Origin of the sequence: Roseateles aquatilis (assembly GCF_002205645.1) — a bacterium.
Lineage (GTDB): Bacteria > Pseudomonadota > Gammaproteobacteria > Burkholderiales > Burkholderiaceae_C > Roseateles > Roseateles aquatilis.
In genome coordinates this window covers 33997-48519 of the sequence record NZ_NIOF01000008.1, presented here as the reverse complement: position 1 = coordinate 48519, position 14523 = coordinate 33997, and the positions used below count along the sequence as shown (strand labels likewise).

General features: G+C 70.1%; 11 protein-coding genes. 6 read left to right on the top strand and 5 right to left on the bottom strand.

What is annotated here, in order from left to right; all coding sequences use genetic code 11:
• Positions 1-135 precede the first annotated feature (135 nt).
• Complete coding sequence (gene mpl / locus CDN99_RS17630) at positions 136-1500, top strand: UDP-N-acetylmuramate:L-alanyl-gamma-D-glutamyl-meso-diaminopimelate ligase (RefSeq protein WP_088386197.1); 1365 nt, start codon at positions 136-138, stop codon at positions 1498-1500.
• Positions 1501-1584: 84 nt separating this feature from the next.
• The gene (locus CDN99_RS17625) at positions 1585-2679 is read left to right on the top strand and encodes an AI-2E family transporter (RefSeq protein ID WP_088386196.1); all 1095 of its coding nucleotides are present in this window, start codon (positions 1585-1587) and stop codon (positions 2677-2679) included.
• On the opposite strand, the gene CDN99_RS17620 is transcribed toward CDN99_RS17625, so the two are convergent.
• On the bottom strand, positions 2666-4699 hold the full coding sequence (locus CDN99_RS17620) for an O-linked N-acetylglucosamine transferase, SPINDLY family protein (protein WP_088386195.1): 2034 nt from the start codon (positions 4697-4699) through the stop codon (positions 2666-2668). The genes CDN99_RS17625 and CDN99_RS17620 overlap by 14 nt on opposite strands.
• A 178-nt stretch (positions 4700-4877) precedes the next feature.
• Positions 4878-7613, bottom strand: coding sequence for a zinc-dependent metalloprotease (locus CDN99_RS17615; protein WP_158218873.1), 2736 nt, complete (start codon positions 7611-7613; stop codon positions 4878-4880).
• Positions 7614-7840: 227 nt separating this feature from the next.
• Between CDN99_RS17615 and CDN99_RS17610 the strand changes: the two genes are divergently transcribed.
• The gene (locus CDN99_RS17610; protein WP_088386193.1) at positions 7841-8494 is read left to right on the top strand and encodes a YqiA/YcfP family alpha/beta fold hydrolase; all 654 of its coding nucleotides are present in this window, start codon (positions 7841-7843) and stop codon (positions 8492-8494) included.
• A gap of 15 nt (positions 8495-8509) precedes the next feature.
• Here the strand turns inward: CDN99_RS17610 and CDN99_RS17605 are convergent, their stop codons facing one another.
• The 3 genes from CDN99_RS17605 to asd form a co-directional block, all read right to left on the bottom strand.
• Positions 8510-9532, bottom strand: coding sequence for a DUF2272 domain-containing protein (locus CDN99_RS17605; RefSeq protein WP_088386192.1), 1023 nt, complete (start codon positions 9530-9532; stop codon positions 8510-8512).
• Positions 9533-9780: 248 nt separating this feature from the next.
• Entirely contained in the window at positions 9781-10698 is a 918-nt protein-coding gene (locus CDN99_RS17600; protein WP_238139577.1) for a transporter, read from the bottom strand.
• Between the two features lie 128 nt (positions 10699-10826).
• Positions 10827-11723 carry an archaetidylserine decarboxylase gene (asd, locus tag CDN99_RS17595; protein WP_169727051.1) on the bottom strand — a complete coding sequence of 299 codons (897 nt, stop codon included), beginning with the start codon at positions 11721-11723 and terminating at the stop codon, positions 10827-10829.
• Positions 11724-11802: 79 nt separating this feature from the next.
• Here asd and CDN99_RS17590 point away from each other — a divergent pair, with 79 nt between their 5' ends.
• From CDN99_RS17590 to CDN99_RS17580, 3 genes are all read left to right on the top strand, one after another.
• Complete coding sequence (locus tag CDN99_RS17590; protein ID WP_238139576.1) at positions 11803-13473, top strand: aminotransferase class III-fold pyridoxal phosphate-dependent enzyme; 1671 nt, start codon at positions 11803-11805, stop codon at positions 13471-13473.
• A gap of 163 nt (positions 13474-13636) precedes the next feature.
• Positions 13637-14107, top strand: a complete 471-nt coding sequence (locus tag CDN99_RS17585; protein WP_088386191.1) for a Panacea domain-containing protein — start codon at positions 13637-13639, stop codon at positions 14105-14107.
• A 3-nt stretch (positions 14108-14110) separates the two neighbouring features.
• Complete coding sequence (locus CDN99_RS17580) at positions 14111-14518, top strand: hypothetical protein (protein ID WP_141100850.1); 408 nt, start codon at positions 14111-14113, stop codon at positions 14516-14518.
• The last annotated feature ends 5 nt before the right edge of the window (positions 14519-14523 follow it).

The following is a 14523-nucleotide window of genomic DNA, read 5'->3' as shown; positions in this document are numbered from 1 at the left end:
GGGCCGGGCACGCCGTCGATCGCCCCTGACGCGGTGGCAGTCCATCCCGAACCGGCCCTACCCCGTCGCATCGATTTCACCTCGCGACAGGCATTACCCTTGCTTACCGATTGGTACAGCAGCTGAGAGACAGACATGCATATCCACATCCTAGGCATCTGCGGCACCTTCATGGGAGGCCTGGCGGCGCTGGCCCGGGAAGCCGGCCACACGGTGACCGGCTGCGATGCCAATGTCTATCCGCCGATGTCCACGCAGCTGGAGGCGCTGGGGATCGAGTTGATCCAGGGCTTCGGCGCGGAGCAACTGGACCTGAAGCCGGACCTGTTCGTGATCGGCAACGTGGTGACGCGCTCGTCGGAGGGCCGCTTCCCGCTGATGGAGGCGATCCTCGACGCCGGGCTGCCGTACACCAGCGGCCCGCAGTGGCTGGCGGAACATGTGCTGCAGGGGCGGCACGTGCTGGCGGTCGCCGGCACGCACGGCAAGACGTCGACGACGTCGATGCTGACGTGGATCCTGGAGTCCGCTGGCCTCGCGCCCGGATTCCTGATCGGCGGCGTGCCGCAGAACTTCGGCGTGTCGGCGCGGCTGGGCGCCGGCCGGCACTTCGTCATCGAGGCCGATGAGTACGACACCGCCTTCTTCGACAAGCGCAGCAAGTTCGTCCATTACCGGCCGCGCACGGCGATCCTGAACAACCTGGAGCACGACCACGCCGACATCTTCCCGGACCTGGCGGCGATCGAGACCCAGTTCCACCACCTGGTGCGGACGGTGCCGCCGACGGGCCGGCTGGTCGTCAACGCACGCGAGGAAGCGCTGCAACGCGTGCTGGCGCGCGGCTGCTGGAGCGAGGTGCAGCGCTTCGGCGCGCGCAAGGAGGAGCCCGGCGCGCTGCGCGCGCGTGGCGAGCCGCAGTCCTTCGACGTGCTGCGCGGCAGCCTGAAGGTGGGCCACGTCAACTGGGAGCTGCTGGGCGAGCACAACCAGCTCAACGCGCTGGCCGCGATCGCCGCCGCGGAGCACGTGGGCATCGACGCGGAGCAGGCCTGCGCCGCGCTGTCCGGCTTCAAGAACGTGCGTCGGCGCCTGGAGCTGCGCGGCGAGGCCCACGGCGTGAAGGTCTACGACGACTTCGCCCATCACCCCACGGCGATCCACACCACCATCGACGGGCTGCGCCGCCGCATCGCCCCGCAGGAGCGCATCCTGGCGGTCTTCGAGCCGCGCTCCAACACCATGAAGCTGGGCACGATGAAGGCGCTGCTGCCGTGGGCGCTGGAGGAAGCGGACCTGAGCTTCTGCAACCAGGCCGGCCTGACCTGGGACGCGCGCGAGGCGCTCGCGCCGCTGGGCGAGCAGGCGGTGGTCGGCGCCGATGTCGACGCGCTGGTCGCGCTGGTGAAACAGGCGGCGCGGCCGGGCGATCACGTGCTGTGCATGAGCAACGGCGGCTTCGACGGCATCCACGAGAAGTTGCTGGACGCGCTGAAGTAAAGCGGCGATCCTGCGCCCCGCGTGCCGGCGAGGGCCGGTGGCGCGATCCCGAATCCCGAGATTCTCCCGAGGAGCGACGACACGATGAGCCCCCCTGGCAAGCTGGTCCCCGCGCTGCAGAACCGATCCTTCCTGTGCCTGCTGGCGCTGGTGACGCTGGCCTTCGGCTGGATCCTGTGGCCGATGTTGAGCGCGGTGCTGTGGGCCGTGGCCCTGGCCATCGTCTTCCAGCCGCTGTACCGGCGGCTGCTGCGCAAGACGCGCCGCCCCGGCGTGGCGGCCGGGCTGTCCATCCTGGTCATCCTGCTGCTGGTGGTGCTGCCGCTGACCTACGTGATGGGCGCGCTGGTGCAGGAGGCGGCGGTCGTCTTCGAGATGGTCAAGTCGGGGCGCTTCAACTTCGGCACCTACGTCGCGCAGGTCTACGCGGCCCTGCCGAGCTGGCTGCTGGACGTGCTGGAGCGCCTGGGCCTGCACAACCTGTCGACGCTGCAGGACAAGCTGGGCAGCGCGCTCAACCAGGGCAGCCAATTCATGGCGACCAAGGCGCTGGGCTTCGGCCAGGACACCTTCGACTTCCTGGTGAGCTTCTGCGTGATGCTCTACCTGCTGTTCTTCCTGCTGCGCGACGGCGAGCAGCTGTCGATGCGCATCCGCGACGCGCTGCCGCTGCAGGACGCCTACAAGCGCCAGCTGGGCGAGAAGTTCCGCACCGTCATCCGCGCCACCGTCAAGGGCAACATCGCCGTGGCGGCGCTGCAAGGCGCGCTGGGCGGCTTCGCGTTCTGGATCCTGGGCATCCACGCGCCGGTGCTGTGGGCGGTGCTGATGGCCTTCCTGTCGCTGCTGCCGGCGGTCGGCGCGGCGCTGGTGTGGGGGCCGGTGGCGATCTACCTGCTGGCGACCGGGCACGTCGGCTCGGGCGTCGGGCTGCTGCTGTTCGGGACCGTCGTGATCGGGCTGGTGGACAACCTGCTGCGGCCGCTGCTGGTCGGCAAGGACACCAAGATGCCGGACTACATCGTGCTGCTGTCGACGCTGGGCGGGATGGCCGTGTTCGGCCTGAACGGCTTCGTGATCGGGCCGCTGATCGCGGCGATGTTCATCGCGGTCTGGGACATCGTGGCGGCGGAGCGGCGGTATCCGGTGGGCGACCGGGACGAGGTCAGCCGACTCTGACGTCGTCGGGCGCCGCGCCGCTCAAGCGGGCGCGGTGCACCGCCTCGTATCCCGCCTCCAGCGTCCTGACGAACCCCGGCGCGTCGAACAGCGCCGAGTCCCGCGCGCCGTCCCGCAGCCGCTGGCGCAGGCCGTCGAGCAGCCCGGGCCGCGTCGCCAGGTCGACGGCCCGGCGCACGTAGTCATCGGCGTCGCGCGCGATGAGCTCCGGCAGACCCACCGCCGTCAGCAGGCTCGCCGCGACCCGCGCGCAGAACGACTGCCCGAGGCGCGTCAGCACCGGCAGCCCCATCCACAACGCATCGCTGGCGGTCGCGCCGGCGTTGTAGGGCAAGGTGTCGAGGAACAGGTCGGCCGCCCGCAGGCTCGCCAGATAGGCGTCGCGGTCCGCGCGTCCGGCCAGCACGATCCGCTCGCCCGCCACGCCCAGGCGCGCCGCGTGCGCGCGCAGGTTCTCGGCGGCGCGGGGGTCTTCCTCCAGCACCCACAGCACCGAGCCGGGCACCTGCCGCAGGATCGTCATCCACGTCTCGAAGACCGCCGGCGTGATCTTGCACGGGTTGTTGAAGCAGCAATAGACGAAGCCGGTCTCCGGCAGTCCGAGCGCCGCCCGGCCCTTCGTCGTCGGCGGTCGCGGCCGGCGTCGGTCGTTCGCTTGATACGACGGCAGGTAGAGGATCCGCTCGTCGTGGAAGGGGCGCGTCTCGGGCGGCACGGTCACCGGGTCGGCGATCAGGTAGTCGTAGAGCGGCGAGCCCGACGTGCCCAGATAGCCGATGTAGAGCATCTGCACCGGCGCCGCGCGCCACGCGAAGATCCCGCCGCGCGCGCCCTCGGTGAAGCCGGTCAGGTCGACGGCGATGTCGACGCCCAGTTGGCGGCACAGCTCGGCGATCTGCTTGTCCTGCAAGTGCGCGACGTCGAGGAACCGATCGAAGCCCGCGCGCAGCCGCGCCTGCACCTCGTCGTCGCGCGCGGCGCCGTAGTTGATGCCGATGACCTCGAAGCGCTCGCGGTCGTGCAGCTCGAAGACCTCGGCCATCAGGTACGCCACCGGGTGCGGCTTGAAGTCGCGCGAGACGTAGGCGACGCGGATCCTGCCGTCCTGCGCGGGCGCGACGGCCGGCTCCCAGGCGACCCGCGGCGCCTGCGTGCTCTGATGCCAGATCCGCGCGGCCTGTTGATGCGCCGCGGGATCGTCCACCAGGCATTCGAGCACCAGCGGCTGCACGCCGCGCCGCCCCTGCGACACATCGTCGAGCAGCGCCGCCAGCCGCGCATCGACCTCACGCCAGTCGAAGACATGCATCGCCGTGTAGAGCCGCAGGCCGGGCAGCCAGTCGAGGTCGGGCTTCAGCGCATGGGCCCGGTCGAAGTCCTCCAGCGCCAGCGAGAACTGCCGCGCCAGCAGACGCAGGTTGGCGCGGTTGTAGATCGCGTCGAGGTAGTCCGGCCTGGCCCGGATGGCCAGGTCGTAGGCCGCCAGCGCCTCCTGCGCGCGGCCCAGGTGCTTGAGCGCGATGCCGCGCAGGTTCTGCACCTCGGGGTCGGCGCGGAACGCGTCGGGCTGCGCATCGATCTCGGCCAGGCACTCGGCGTGCCGTCCCATCTGCAACAGCGTGCGACCGCGTTCGAGCCGGGGCTTCGGGTCCTTGCCGTCGAGGCCGATCGCGCAATCGAAGGCGACCAATGCCGCGTCGAAGGCTTCCAGCCGCTTGTAGGCCAGCCCCAGCGCGAAAAACGCCGCCGCGTAGCCGGGGTTGATGGTCAGCGCGCGCTCGAAGGCCTCGATCGCCTCGGGAATCCGGCTGAGCTCCTGCAGCGACACGCCCCAGTTGTACTGGAGGTTGGCGCTCTTGGGCTGCAGGTGGCAGCAATTCGCATAACAGACCTCGGCGGCGGCCCAGTCGCCGACGCCGGCCAGCAGGTTGCCGAGCTGGAGGTGATGCCGGGCGTCGTCGGGATGCGCCCGGATCGCCGCCATCAAGGTGTCCGCCGCCTGTTGAAGGTTGGAGCTCATCGATCGGGTCCGGGAAGATTCGAACCAGCATAACGGCTCGTGCCGGGACCCCTATCGTCGATAAGAGGCCTCAAGAGCCCCGTTACGCCAGCCATGGCGCCGGTCGCGGCGCCATGAAAAAGGCCGGCTTGCGCCGGCCTTCCCAGGTCGATGAGCCGGGCGGTGCCCGGCCCGTCGTTCAGGTGCGCGTCATCGTGGCCTTGAGCACGCTGCTCAGCATGTCCAGGCTCTCCGCGACGTGGGCGCGGGTCTCCACCGAGCCCTTGCCCTGCGCGGCGCGCAGGTCGCTCTGCAGTTGCACCGCGTGCAGGCGCAGCACGGCGTAGGCATCGGCGAACTGGCCCGACGCCGCGCCGCCGCGCGTCAGGTTGGCCTGCAGACGGCGCAGGTACTCGCGCTGCAGGTTGCGACGCAGCGGATCGATCTCCGCGCCGGTCTTGAGCTCGCTCCAGATCGACGACTGCAACGTGCCGTAGACCTCGTTGATCGAGATCACGCTCTTGCGCTCGGACGCCGACACGTAGTTCGGCAGCTCCATCAGGCGGATCGCGGTCTGCGGTTGCAGCAGGCGGTCCATCGCGCTCAGTTGCACGCGGGCCACCGCCGTCGGGATGCTGACGAAGCCGGCACGGTTGAACTCGACGTAGTCGGTCGTCAGCGAGGTCAGGAACTCCGGCTTGAAGCGGAAGCTGTCCGCGCTGAACAGGCCCGTGGCCAGGAAGCGCAGCGCCTCGCGCTGCTTGGCCGGATCGACCGGACGCATCGCCGGCACCGAGGCACCCGGCACGTCGCGGTGGGTGTACATGCCGCCGACGTACTTGCCGACCAGCTCCGACGCGCGCGTCAGCTGCGAGAAGCCGCTCGCCAGCTGGCGGCGCTGGCGCAGCGGATCGTCACCGGCCTCGGGCTTGCGGTTCTGCACCCGCGCCCACAGTTCCTGCGTCAGCTTCAGGCGCTTCTTGTAGTACGCCAGCGGATCGTCGCCCAGGTCGAAGCGGTTGATCATCGGGTCCATGCCGTCGATCGGACCGAAGCCGCCCGCGTCCGCGTCGTCCGCGTAGGCATGGCCCGGCACGCGGTTCTGCGCCGCGATGCGGCCCAGCTCGGCCGCTTCCTGCGCTTGCGGGATCTGCTTGTAGGCGTACTCGATCGCCCAGTAGTCGTAGCTGCCCAGCGTCGTGTTGTTGTACGACGTCGGCGCCTCGCCCTCCAGCGGGATGTTGTAGGCGTTGTAGTCCATCACCGAGCCGGACAGGCCGTTCGCGTCGGTGTAGGCCTTGTCCTTGAGCTGCGCCTGCGTCACCGTCGTCGAGGCCTTGAAGTTGTGCTTCAGGCCCAGCGTGTGGCCCACCTCGTGCATGATCACGTCCTTGATCCGGGCCTGGATGAAGGCGTCCGCCTCGGGGCTGTCCGGGGCGATGTCGCCGCGGGCCTCGAGGATGTCCAGCGCGAAATCCATCTCGGCCGCGGCGTCCTGCGCATAGGTGCAGTAGGTCGCGTTGCGGCCCTCGCGCCAGCCCTGGTTCAGCGCGGCCAGCGCCTGCGCTTCCTCGCCCAGCGAGCTCACGCCGCGCGGCGCGTCCTCGACGATGAAGGAACGGCCGCCACGGGCGAAGACGTCGCTCATGCCGATGTCCGCGTCCATGATCTCGCCGCTGCGCGGGTCGACATGGCTGGGGCCGATGGCGAAGCCGACGTCGGAGCCGACGAACCAGCGGATCGACGCGTGCGACGCGTCCATGTTGTCCCAGTCCGCGTCATCGGGCTGCTGCTTGGCGACGACGGCGTCCTTGAAGCCGATCTTCTCGAAGGCCTTGTTCCATTCCAGGATACCGGCCTCGACCGAGGCGCGGTACTTCGGCGGAATGTTCTTGTCCATCCAGTAGACGATGGGCTGCACCGGCTCGGACAGCGCGGCGTTCGGATCCTTCTTCTCCAGACGCCAGCGGTTGACGTAGTGGACGCGCGGATTCGGCTTGGAGTCGTCGCTCAGGTCGGTGAACGACTCGGTGAAGTGACCCAGGCGGCCGTCGGCGCGGCGCGTCGACATGGCCTGCTCCGGCAGCGCGCGGAAGTTGAAGACGAAGCCCATGAACATCGAGCGCGGATCCGGCGTCGCCTGGGGCGGCGTCGGCACCGGCACCGGCGGCGCCACCAGCGGCGGCGCCGGGATGCGCGGCGTGAAGTAATGCATCTTGGCGTTCAGCGTGCTCAGCTGCGCGTCGGCGCGGGTGGACTCGAAGTACGAGTTGCCGCGGTCGACGTTGTAGGGCAGGCGGTAGGCCATTTCCAGGCGCGTCGACATGCCGGGGATGTCCGACAGCAGCAGGCCGGCGTCGACCAGGAAGGACTTGCGCTCCGGGTGGTCCGCGCTGGCGACCGGGCCGGCGGCCAGCAGGCTGGGCGAGAACGCTTCTTCCACGGCGCGCTTGCCGCCGCCTTCGCCGCGGAACTTGGTGTTCAGCGCCACCAGCTGGATGTTGTTGCCGATGCGGCGCCATTCGGCCATCACGTCCGGGCCCATCTGGCTGGCGTAGAAGCCGCGCTCGCCGATCGAGCTGGAGATGTTGATGGTGAACAGGAACGGCTTGTTCAGCATCGCGCGCGGGATCTCGAGCCAGACCTTCTCGTCCTTGCGCAGGATCGGGAACAGGCCGTCCTGGCGCTTGGTGTCGCGGCTGACTTCGGCGAACGGCTTGGGCGCGGTCGGATCGGCGGGCGGGCGGGCCGCGGTCATCGGCGAGGTGGCGCCCGGCGAGCCCGGCGCGCCGGAGGCGGCACCGGCCGGCGCCTGCGCGGCGGCGGGCGCGGCCGGCGCGGCGGCGGGGGTGGAAGTGCCGGTGGTGGCGCAGGCGGTCAGCAGCAGCGCCGCGGCCGCGATGGCCGTCAGTTGGATCGTGTCCCGGTGGGTCATTGGTCGACGTTCTTGTCGGGCAGGGCCGGGGTCGCCGGCAACGCCCATGTTGAGGAAGCAGGGATTCTCGCCCTGGCGAAGCGCGCAATGTGCGGGGCCGCCGCCAGCCCGTCAATGCGCGGATACTCGCGCACCGACGCGGACCGGGCGCGGCTCGCCCGGGATGATCCCCCAGCGTCACCCCCCATGCCGGAAGTGATTCGGGGAGGACCCTACACTGCGGCGCCATGACCGCGCCCTCGTCCGATCGAACGCCCGCTTCCGCGCCCTCCCCCGCACCGACGCGGGGCGCCGCGCCCGCGAATCGCACGCATCTGCTCTACCTGCATGGCTTCCGGTCCTCGCCGCGCTCGGCCAAGGCCCGGCGCATGGCGCGCTGGGTCGCGGAGCGGCGTCCCGATCTCGTCTTCGCCTGCCCGCAGTTGCCACCGTCGCCGCGCGAGGCGATGGCGCTGGTGGACGCGCTGATCCGCGATTGGCCGCGCGACACGATGGCGGTGATGGGCAGCTCGCTCGGCGGCTTCTACGCGACGCATGTCGCGCAGGCCAGCGGCGCGCGCGCCGTGCTGCTGAATCCCGCCGTCGACCCGGCGCGAGACCTCGCCGCCTACATCGGCGAGCAGACCTGCTGGCAGAACCCGGACGAGCACTTCTACTTTCGCCCCGAATTCGTCGATGAGCTGCGCGCGCTGCAGGTCGGCGACCTGGCGCATCCGGACCGGATGCTCGCGGTCGTGGCCAAGGGCGACGAGGTGCTCGACTGGCGCGAGATGCACGCCCGCTACGAGGCGTGCCGGATCAAGCTGCTGGAGGGCAGCGATCACGGCTTGGCCGACTTCGACGACTACCTCGACGAACTGACCGCCTTCCTCGGCCTGTGAGCCGCGGGGCTTGCCTCAACGCAGTTGCAGCAGCACGCTCCAGTGCTGCTGGTTCAGATCGGACTTCTCGCAGCTGCTGTCCTCGGCGCAGGGACTGCCGGGCCGCGGCTTGTTCCGCGGCGCGCTGGCGTAATGGCGGCTCGACAGCAGGCCGGCCTCGTTGACCATGAGCTGCCGGCGCGTCACCGACTGCAGCACGTTGCCGCCGATCGCCTCGATCTTCAGGGCCTTCGCGTCGACCGAGACGACCACGTCGCAGTGCGACTTGGTGCGGCCGTCGAGCTGGTCCTTGCGGTCCCGCCAATCGGCGAAGGTGTCCAGCACCGGCTGGCCGCGCGAGTAGCAGATCAGGTCGCCGACGCGCGGCGCGGTGCGTCGGATGTCGCAGGCCCGGTAGGCATAACCGGGGGACTCGCGCAGCGCGCCGCGGATGTAGATCGCATGGGCGCCGGCGAAGTGGAAGGCCTCGTCGCTCAGCCCCGCCTCGTGCATCACGAAGGAGATGAACGCCCCCGACCACGGCGAGTCGGAGATGGCCGCGCGCACCAGCGCCTCGCGCATCCGCTCGGCCATCGGCGAGCTGGCGGGCACCTCGGCCAACGCGGGCCCGAGCGCGTCGACGCGACTGCGCCCGGCCTGATCGGGATCGTCGAGCAGGTCCGGCGCCCAGCGCAGGTCGCGATTCGCGGCGGTGCCCGGGCGATGCTGGTCCAGCACCTGCCAGTAGCGCCAGATGCGGCGCCAGGCGTAGCGATCGCCGGGTGGCGCGGCGTCGCCGTCGGCGGCGCGCAGCGGCTCGGTCTCCGTCTCGACCGAGCCGAACTTCCACAACCGGCCCGACGCGTCGATGCGATGGCCGTTGACGCGCTGGTACTCGCGCATCGCGATGTCGGCCATGCGCTGGCCGATGACGGGCGCGGGGCCAGGCGCGTCACAGGTCTGCGCCGACACCAGATGCGGCAGCGCGGCGAGGGCCAGTGGCAGCGCCAGGCGGATCAAGGCGTCGAGGCGCGGGGCACGCGCGAAGGTCAGGGTCATCTCGGGTCACCGGCAACGAGTCGCGCGGATTGTGAGAGCGCCCCGAGGCGCGCGCCATGCCAAACGGGCCGGCGTCCATTCCCTGGGCTTATCGCGTGGCGCGGCCTTGCGTCGCACGCCGCCCTCCTCACGCCGCACCCGGCGGCGACTGCATGACGCCGCGGCTCGGCTCGGCCCGGCCCGGCCCGGCTCGGCTCGGCTCGGCTCGGCGATCAGCGGCCGGCCCGGCGGTCGGGCGACGCGCGTCGCTACTTCCGCCGCCCCGTCGCCTTCAGCACCAGCATCGTCAACACCCCGGTGAGCAGCACGATCAGCCCCAGCACCACCCAGAACCCGTTCGGATGCTCCAGCAGCGGCAGCCCGCCGACGTTCATGCCGAAGAGGCCGCTGATCAGGTTGATCGGCAGCGCCAGCACGGTGACCATGGTCAGCACGTACAGCGTCTGGTTGTTTTCCTGGGCGACATGCGCGGAGGTCTCGTCCTGCACGGCGCGGATGCGCTCCTGCAGCGCCTGGATGTCGCGCAGCACGAGCGCGAATTCCTCGCTCGCCTGCTGCAGTTGCTCCTTGTCGCGTGTCGCGACCCAGGGCGGCGGGTTGGACAGCATGCGCAGCAGCGCGCTCGGCTCCGGCGCCAGCAGCCGCTGCAACCGCACCATCAGGCGTCGCAGCGCCGCGACCTCCGCCTCGTGAGAGGAGTGACGCCCCGCGAGCAACGCGTCCTCGATGTCGTCGACGCGTTCCGTCGACTGGCGGACGATGCGCTGCAATTCGTCGGCCTGATCGCGCAGCAGGTGGTCGAGCAGCGCGACGCTGGACCGGGGTCGATCCCCGCGCTTGACCGCCATGCGCAACCGGTCCACCGATCGCAGCGGCGACCGTCGCGCGCTCAGCACCAGGTGCTCGCTGACCTGCATCCACAGTGTCGACACGTCGCCGACATCGAACGCGAAGTCGAAGGTGACGTCGTTCAACACCGCGAAGAGCTGCTCGCCGACACGCTCGATGCGCGACGAGCGCGAGCCCTGCTGCTGCGCCTCGGCGAAGCTCTCGGCCAGCGCGGCGTTGCGCCGCAGCCAGGGCAACGCGCCGGCATGGGCCAGGTTCAAGTGCAGCCAGACAAAACCGCCCTCGGGCCGCTCCAGCCGGGCCTGCGCCTGGGCCATCCGTCGGCAGCGCCTCGGTCGGCTGCTCGGGATGGATCCAGAAGCCGCAGATCAGGCCGTGCTCGTCGCCGCCGTAGGGGGTCTCCGGCAGGCCGCCCAGCCCCGCGCCCAGCGGCGCGCGTGTCGTGTCATTCATCGCCATCCGCGGATGGTAGACGGGCGATGGCCTCGCCCATGCGGATCCGCTGGCCGACCTCCAGTCCCGCGCGCAGGCTCACGCCCGGCGGCAGGAACACGATGATGGTCGAGCCTTGCTCGAACCAGCCCATCTCTTCACCACGCGCGTGGTCGCGATGGACATCGTCGAAGCGGTGCGGGCCGGGGTGGCCCGGGCGCAGCGTCAGGTCCAGCGCATGCAGCCGCAGGCTCGCGACCAGGATCGCCGCCACCGGCACCAGCGCCATCGGCGTGCCGTCGGGCAGGGTGCACTCCACCGCCGCGCGGACATTGCGGCAGAACAGCCGCTCCACCCGCTTCAGCGCGATCGGGTTGACGTTCCAGGTATCGCCGGCGATGTGGGTGACGCGCTCGATGCGCAGGTCGCCCGGCGCGTGGAAGCGGTGGTACATCGCCGAGGTGAGCCGCAGCGTCAGGTAGCTGCCGTTCAGGTAGGGCGCGGCGCGGGTCGCGTCGCCGAAGAGCTCCGCGATCCGGTAGTCCATGCCCTTGGCCTGCAGCGCCATGCCGCGCGTCACCGGACCGAAGGCGCCGACGATGGCGTCGCACGGGCTGACGAGGGCCGACGGCGTGGTGTCCACCGGCCGCATGCCGGGCTTGAGCCGGCGCGTGAAGACGTCGCGCAGCGAGCGGTAGCCTCGCGCGGGCGGCTCGGCCTCGCTCAGGTCGAGGTCGGTGAACAGGCGCCACACGGCGACGCTGATCCGCGTCAGCCAGGGCTGCTCGATGCGGCTGTACCAGCCCATGAAGCGGGTCAGCGCCAGGCGCGGCACGCGGTTGGTCAAGAGAAAGTTCAGGTCTTCCTGCTGGGTCAGGCGATCACGCCATCGGGCCAGTTTCATGGACATGTCAATTCCAGCGGCTACATATCTCCGTAATTTGCCAATGCTGTGTGACAGCTGAACGAGGCCCAGGAGGTCCATGCCCATGTCCGCTTCGATGTTGATGTTCGATCTGCTCCCCGTCGCCGCGGCCGCCGCCGGGCTCGCCGCGCTCTACGCGGCGCCCATGGGCTGGCGGCGCCTGCAGCTGTCCCGCGCCAAGCACCCGTCGCTGGCCGGGCATTCGCGGATGGCGGTGCGATTGGCGCGATTGATGCCGACGCAGCGCTTCGACGACGCCCGCTTCTTCAACGCCGACGACGCGCCGGGCGAGGTCGTGGCCCGACGCCGCGCCAGCTTCGCGGGGCTGTCCCGCACGCTGAAGACGCGCCATGCGCAAAGCATCGCCGCGACGCAGGCCATGAAGCCGTCGCTGCCGGATCTGCAGTTCACCAGCAGCTACCGCGTGCCGCCGCCGTTCAGTCCGCTGGTGCAGCGCGAACTGCCGCTGGGACCGGTCATGGCAGCCAGCGACGGCCACTGGCTGACCGATCTGGACGGTCAACGCTTCATCGACCTGGCCGGCAGCTACGGCGTCAACCTGTTCGGCTACGACTTCTACCGGCGCTGCATCGCCGAAGGCGCGAAGCGTGTCGAGCGCCTCGGCCCGGTGCTCGGCGTCTACCACCCGCTGGTGGAGGAAAACGTGCGGCGCGTCCTCGCGCACGCGCAGATGGACCAGTTGTCCTTCCACATGTCCGGCACCGAGGCGGTGATGCAGGCGGTGCGACTGGCGCGCTACCACACCGGCAAGACGCACCTGGTGCGCTTCTGCGGCGCGTACCACGGCTGGTGGGACGAGGCCCAGCCCGGCCCCGGCAATCCGCTGCCGGCCGAGCGCACCTACACGCTGCGCGACATGCACGCGCGCAGCCTGCAGGTGTTGCGCACACGGCGCGACATCGCCTGCGTGCTGGTCAATCCGCTGCAGGCGCTGCACCCCAACAAGCCGGCGCCCGGCGACGGCTCGCTGGTGGACAGCTCGCGGCGCGCGTCCTACGACCGCGACGCCTACGCCGCCTGGCTGCGCGAACTGCGCCAGGTCTGCACCGACCGCGGCATCGCCCTGATCTTCGACGAGGTCTTCATGGGCTTCCGGCTCGGCGCGGGCGGCGCGCAGGCCTACTTCGGCGTGCGCGCGGACCTGGTGACCTACGGCAAGACGCTGGGCGGCGGCCTGCCGATCGGCGTGGTCTGCGGGCGGGCGTCGTGGATGAAGCGATATCGCGACGAGCGCCCGGCGGACGTGTGCTTCGCGCGCGGCACATTCAACACGCATCCGTACGTGATGGGCGCGATGTCGGTGTTCCTCGAAGCGCTGGACGAGCCGCGGCGCCAGCAGCAGCTGCTCGACCAGGACGCGCAGCAGGACAGCCGCCGCGCACGCCTGAACGCGGCGCTGGAGGCCGAGGACCTGCCGCTGCGCGCGGCCAACATGTCCTCGATCTGGACGCTCTACTACACGCAGCCCTCGCGCTACAACTGGATGCTGCAGTACTTCCTGCGCGAGCAGGGCCTGGCGCTCAGCTGGGTCGGCACGGGCCGGATGATCTTCAGCCTGGACTTCAGCGACGCGGACTTCGACGAGGTGCAGCGCCGCATCGTCGCCGCCGCCCGCGCGATGCGCGACGGCGGCTGGTGGAGCAGCCCCGCCCTGCCGAGCAACAAGGCGATCAAGCGGCGCTTGCTGATGGAGACACTGGGGTTCAAGCACTGAAACGCGACGGGATGCCGATGCGGCGCTGACGCACTCCCTCCCACGGGGGCATTCAAGGTGACATTGACGAATGTCAGCGTCGACCCCTGCCCTTCGCGGGCGGCGCTTCCTAGACTCCTCCACCTCGCATCGGTCTTCGCGGTGCGCTTCGACGGAGGAATCCATGACCTATTCGGCGTATGCAGTCGCCAACGCATTCGTGCAGCGGGCTCAGGAAGGTCGGCTCGAGGGCCTGTCGTCCATGAAGCTGCAGAAGCTCATGTACTTCGCTCACGCATGGCACCTGAAGGTTCGCCAGACGCCTTTGGTGACGGACATCTTCATCCGCTGGACCCACGGACCCTTGATCCCGTGCATCCAGAGCCAGTATCAGGCGTATGGAAACCGCCCTGTCCTTCAGACCGTGAGAACGCTGTCGGGCGACTCGGAGCGAGAGCACTGGAGGACCCCGGTGATCCCGGACTGGGACGACGACGCCTGGGGCCTCGTCGACGCCATCATCGATCGCTACGGAAAGTTCAGCGCGCGGGCGCTCTCGGACCTGACCCATGAGCCGGACTCGGCCTGGTCACGGGGGGAGCCGAATGGCAGTGTCATTCCCAATGACATGATTCGTGTCGATCCGACGATCTGAGCCATGCCCACATCCCGAGACGAATGGATGCAGCGCTTCGGCGCCGAGCGCCCGATATCGCGTGCGATGCGGGACTCTGCCGGTGCCGCGGACGCCTGGCCTGCAAGCCCCCTCCCGTCAGGCGATCAGACCCTGCGTCACGAGTGGGCCGAGGACCTGCGCGCGAATCGGCAGCTTCGGGCGACCTACGCCGATCGGGCCCACGGTCTCGCGGCGGGCTGCCTCGTCATGTGGACGATGCTGCTCGCGGCACAAGGCGCGATAAAGGCGCTGAGCGGCGCCGACCTGTGGTCCGATCAGGTCATCGTCGCCGTCACGACCGGTGTGACCGTCAGCGTGCTGGCCGCCTTCCTCGGCGTGATCCGCGGCCTGTTCCCCGGCAAGGACAAGCCCGCGGACAAGGACGCGTGAGGCCG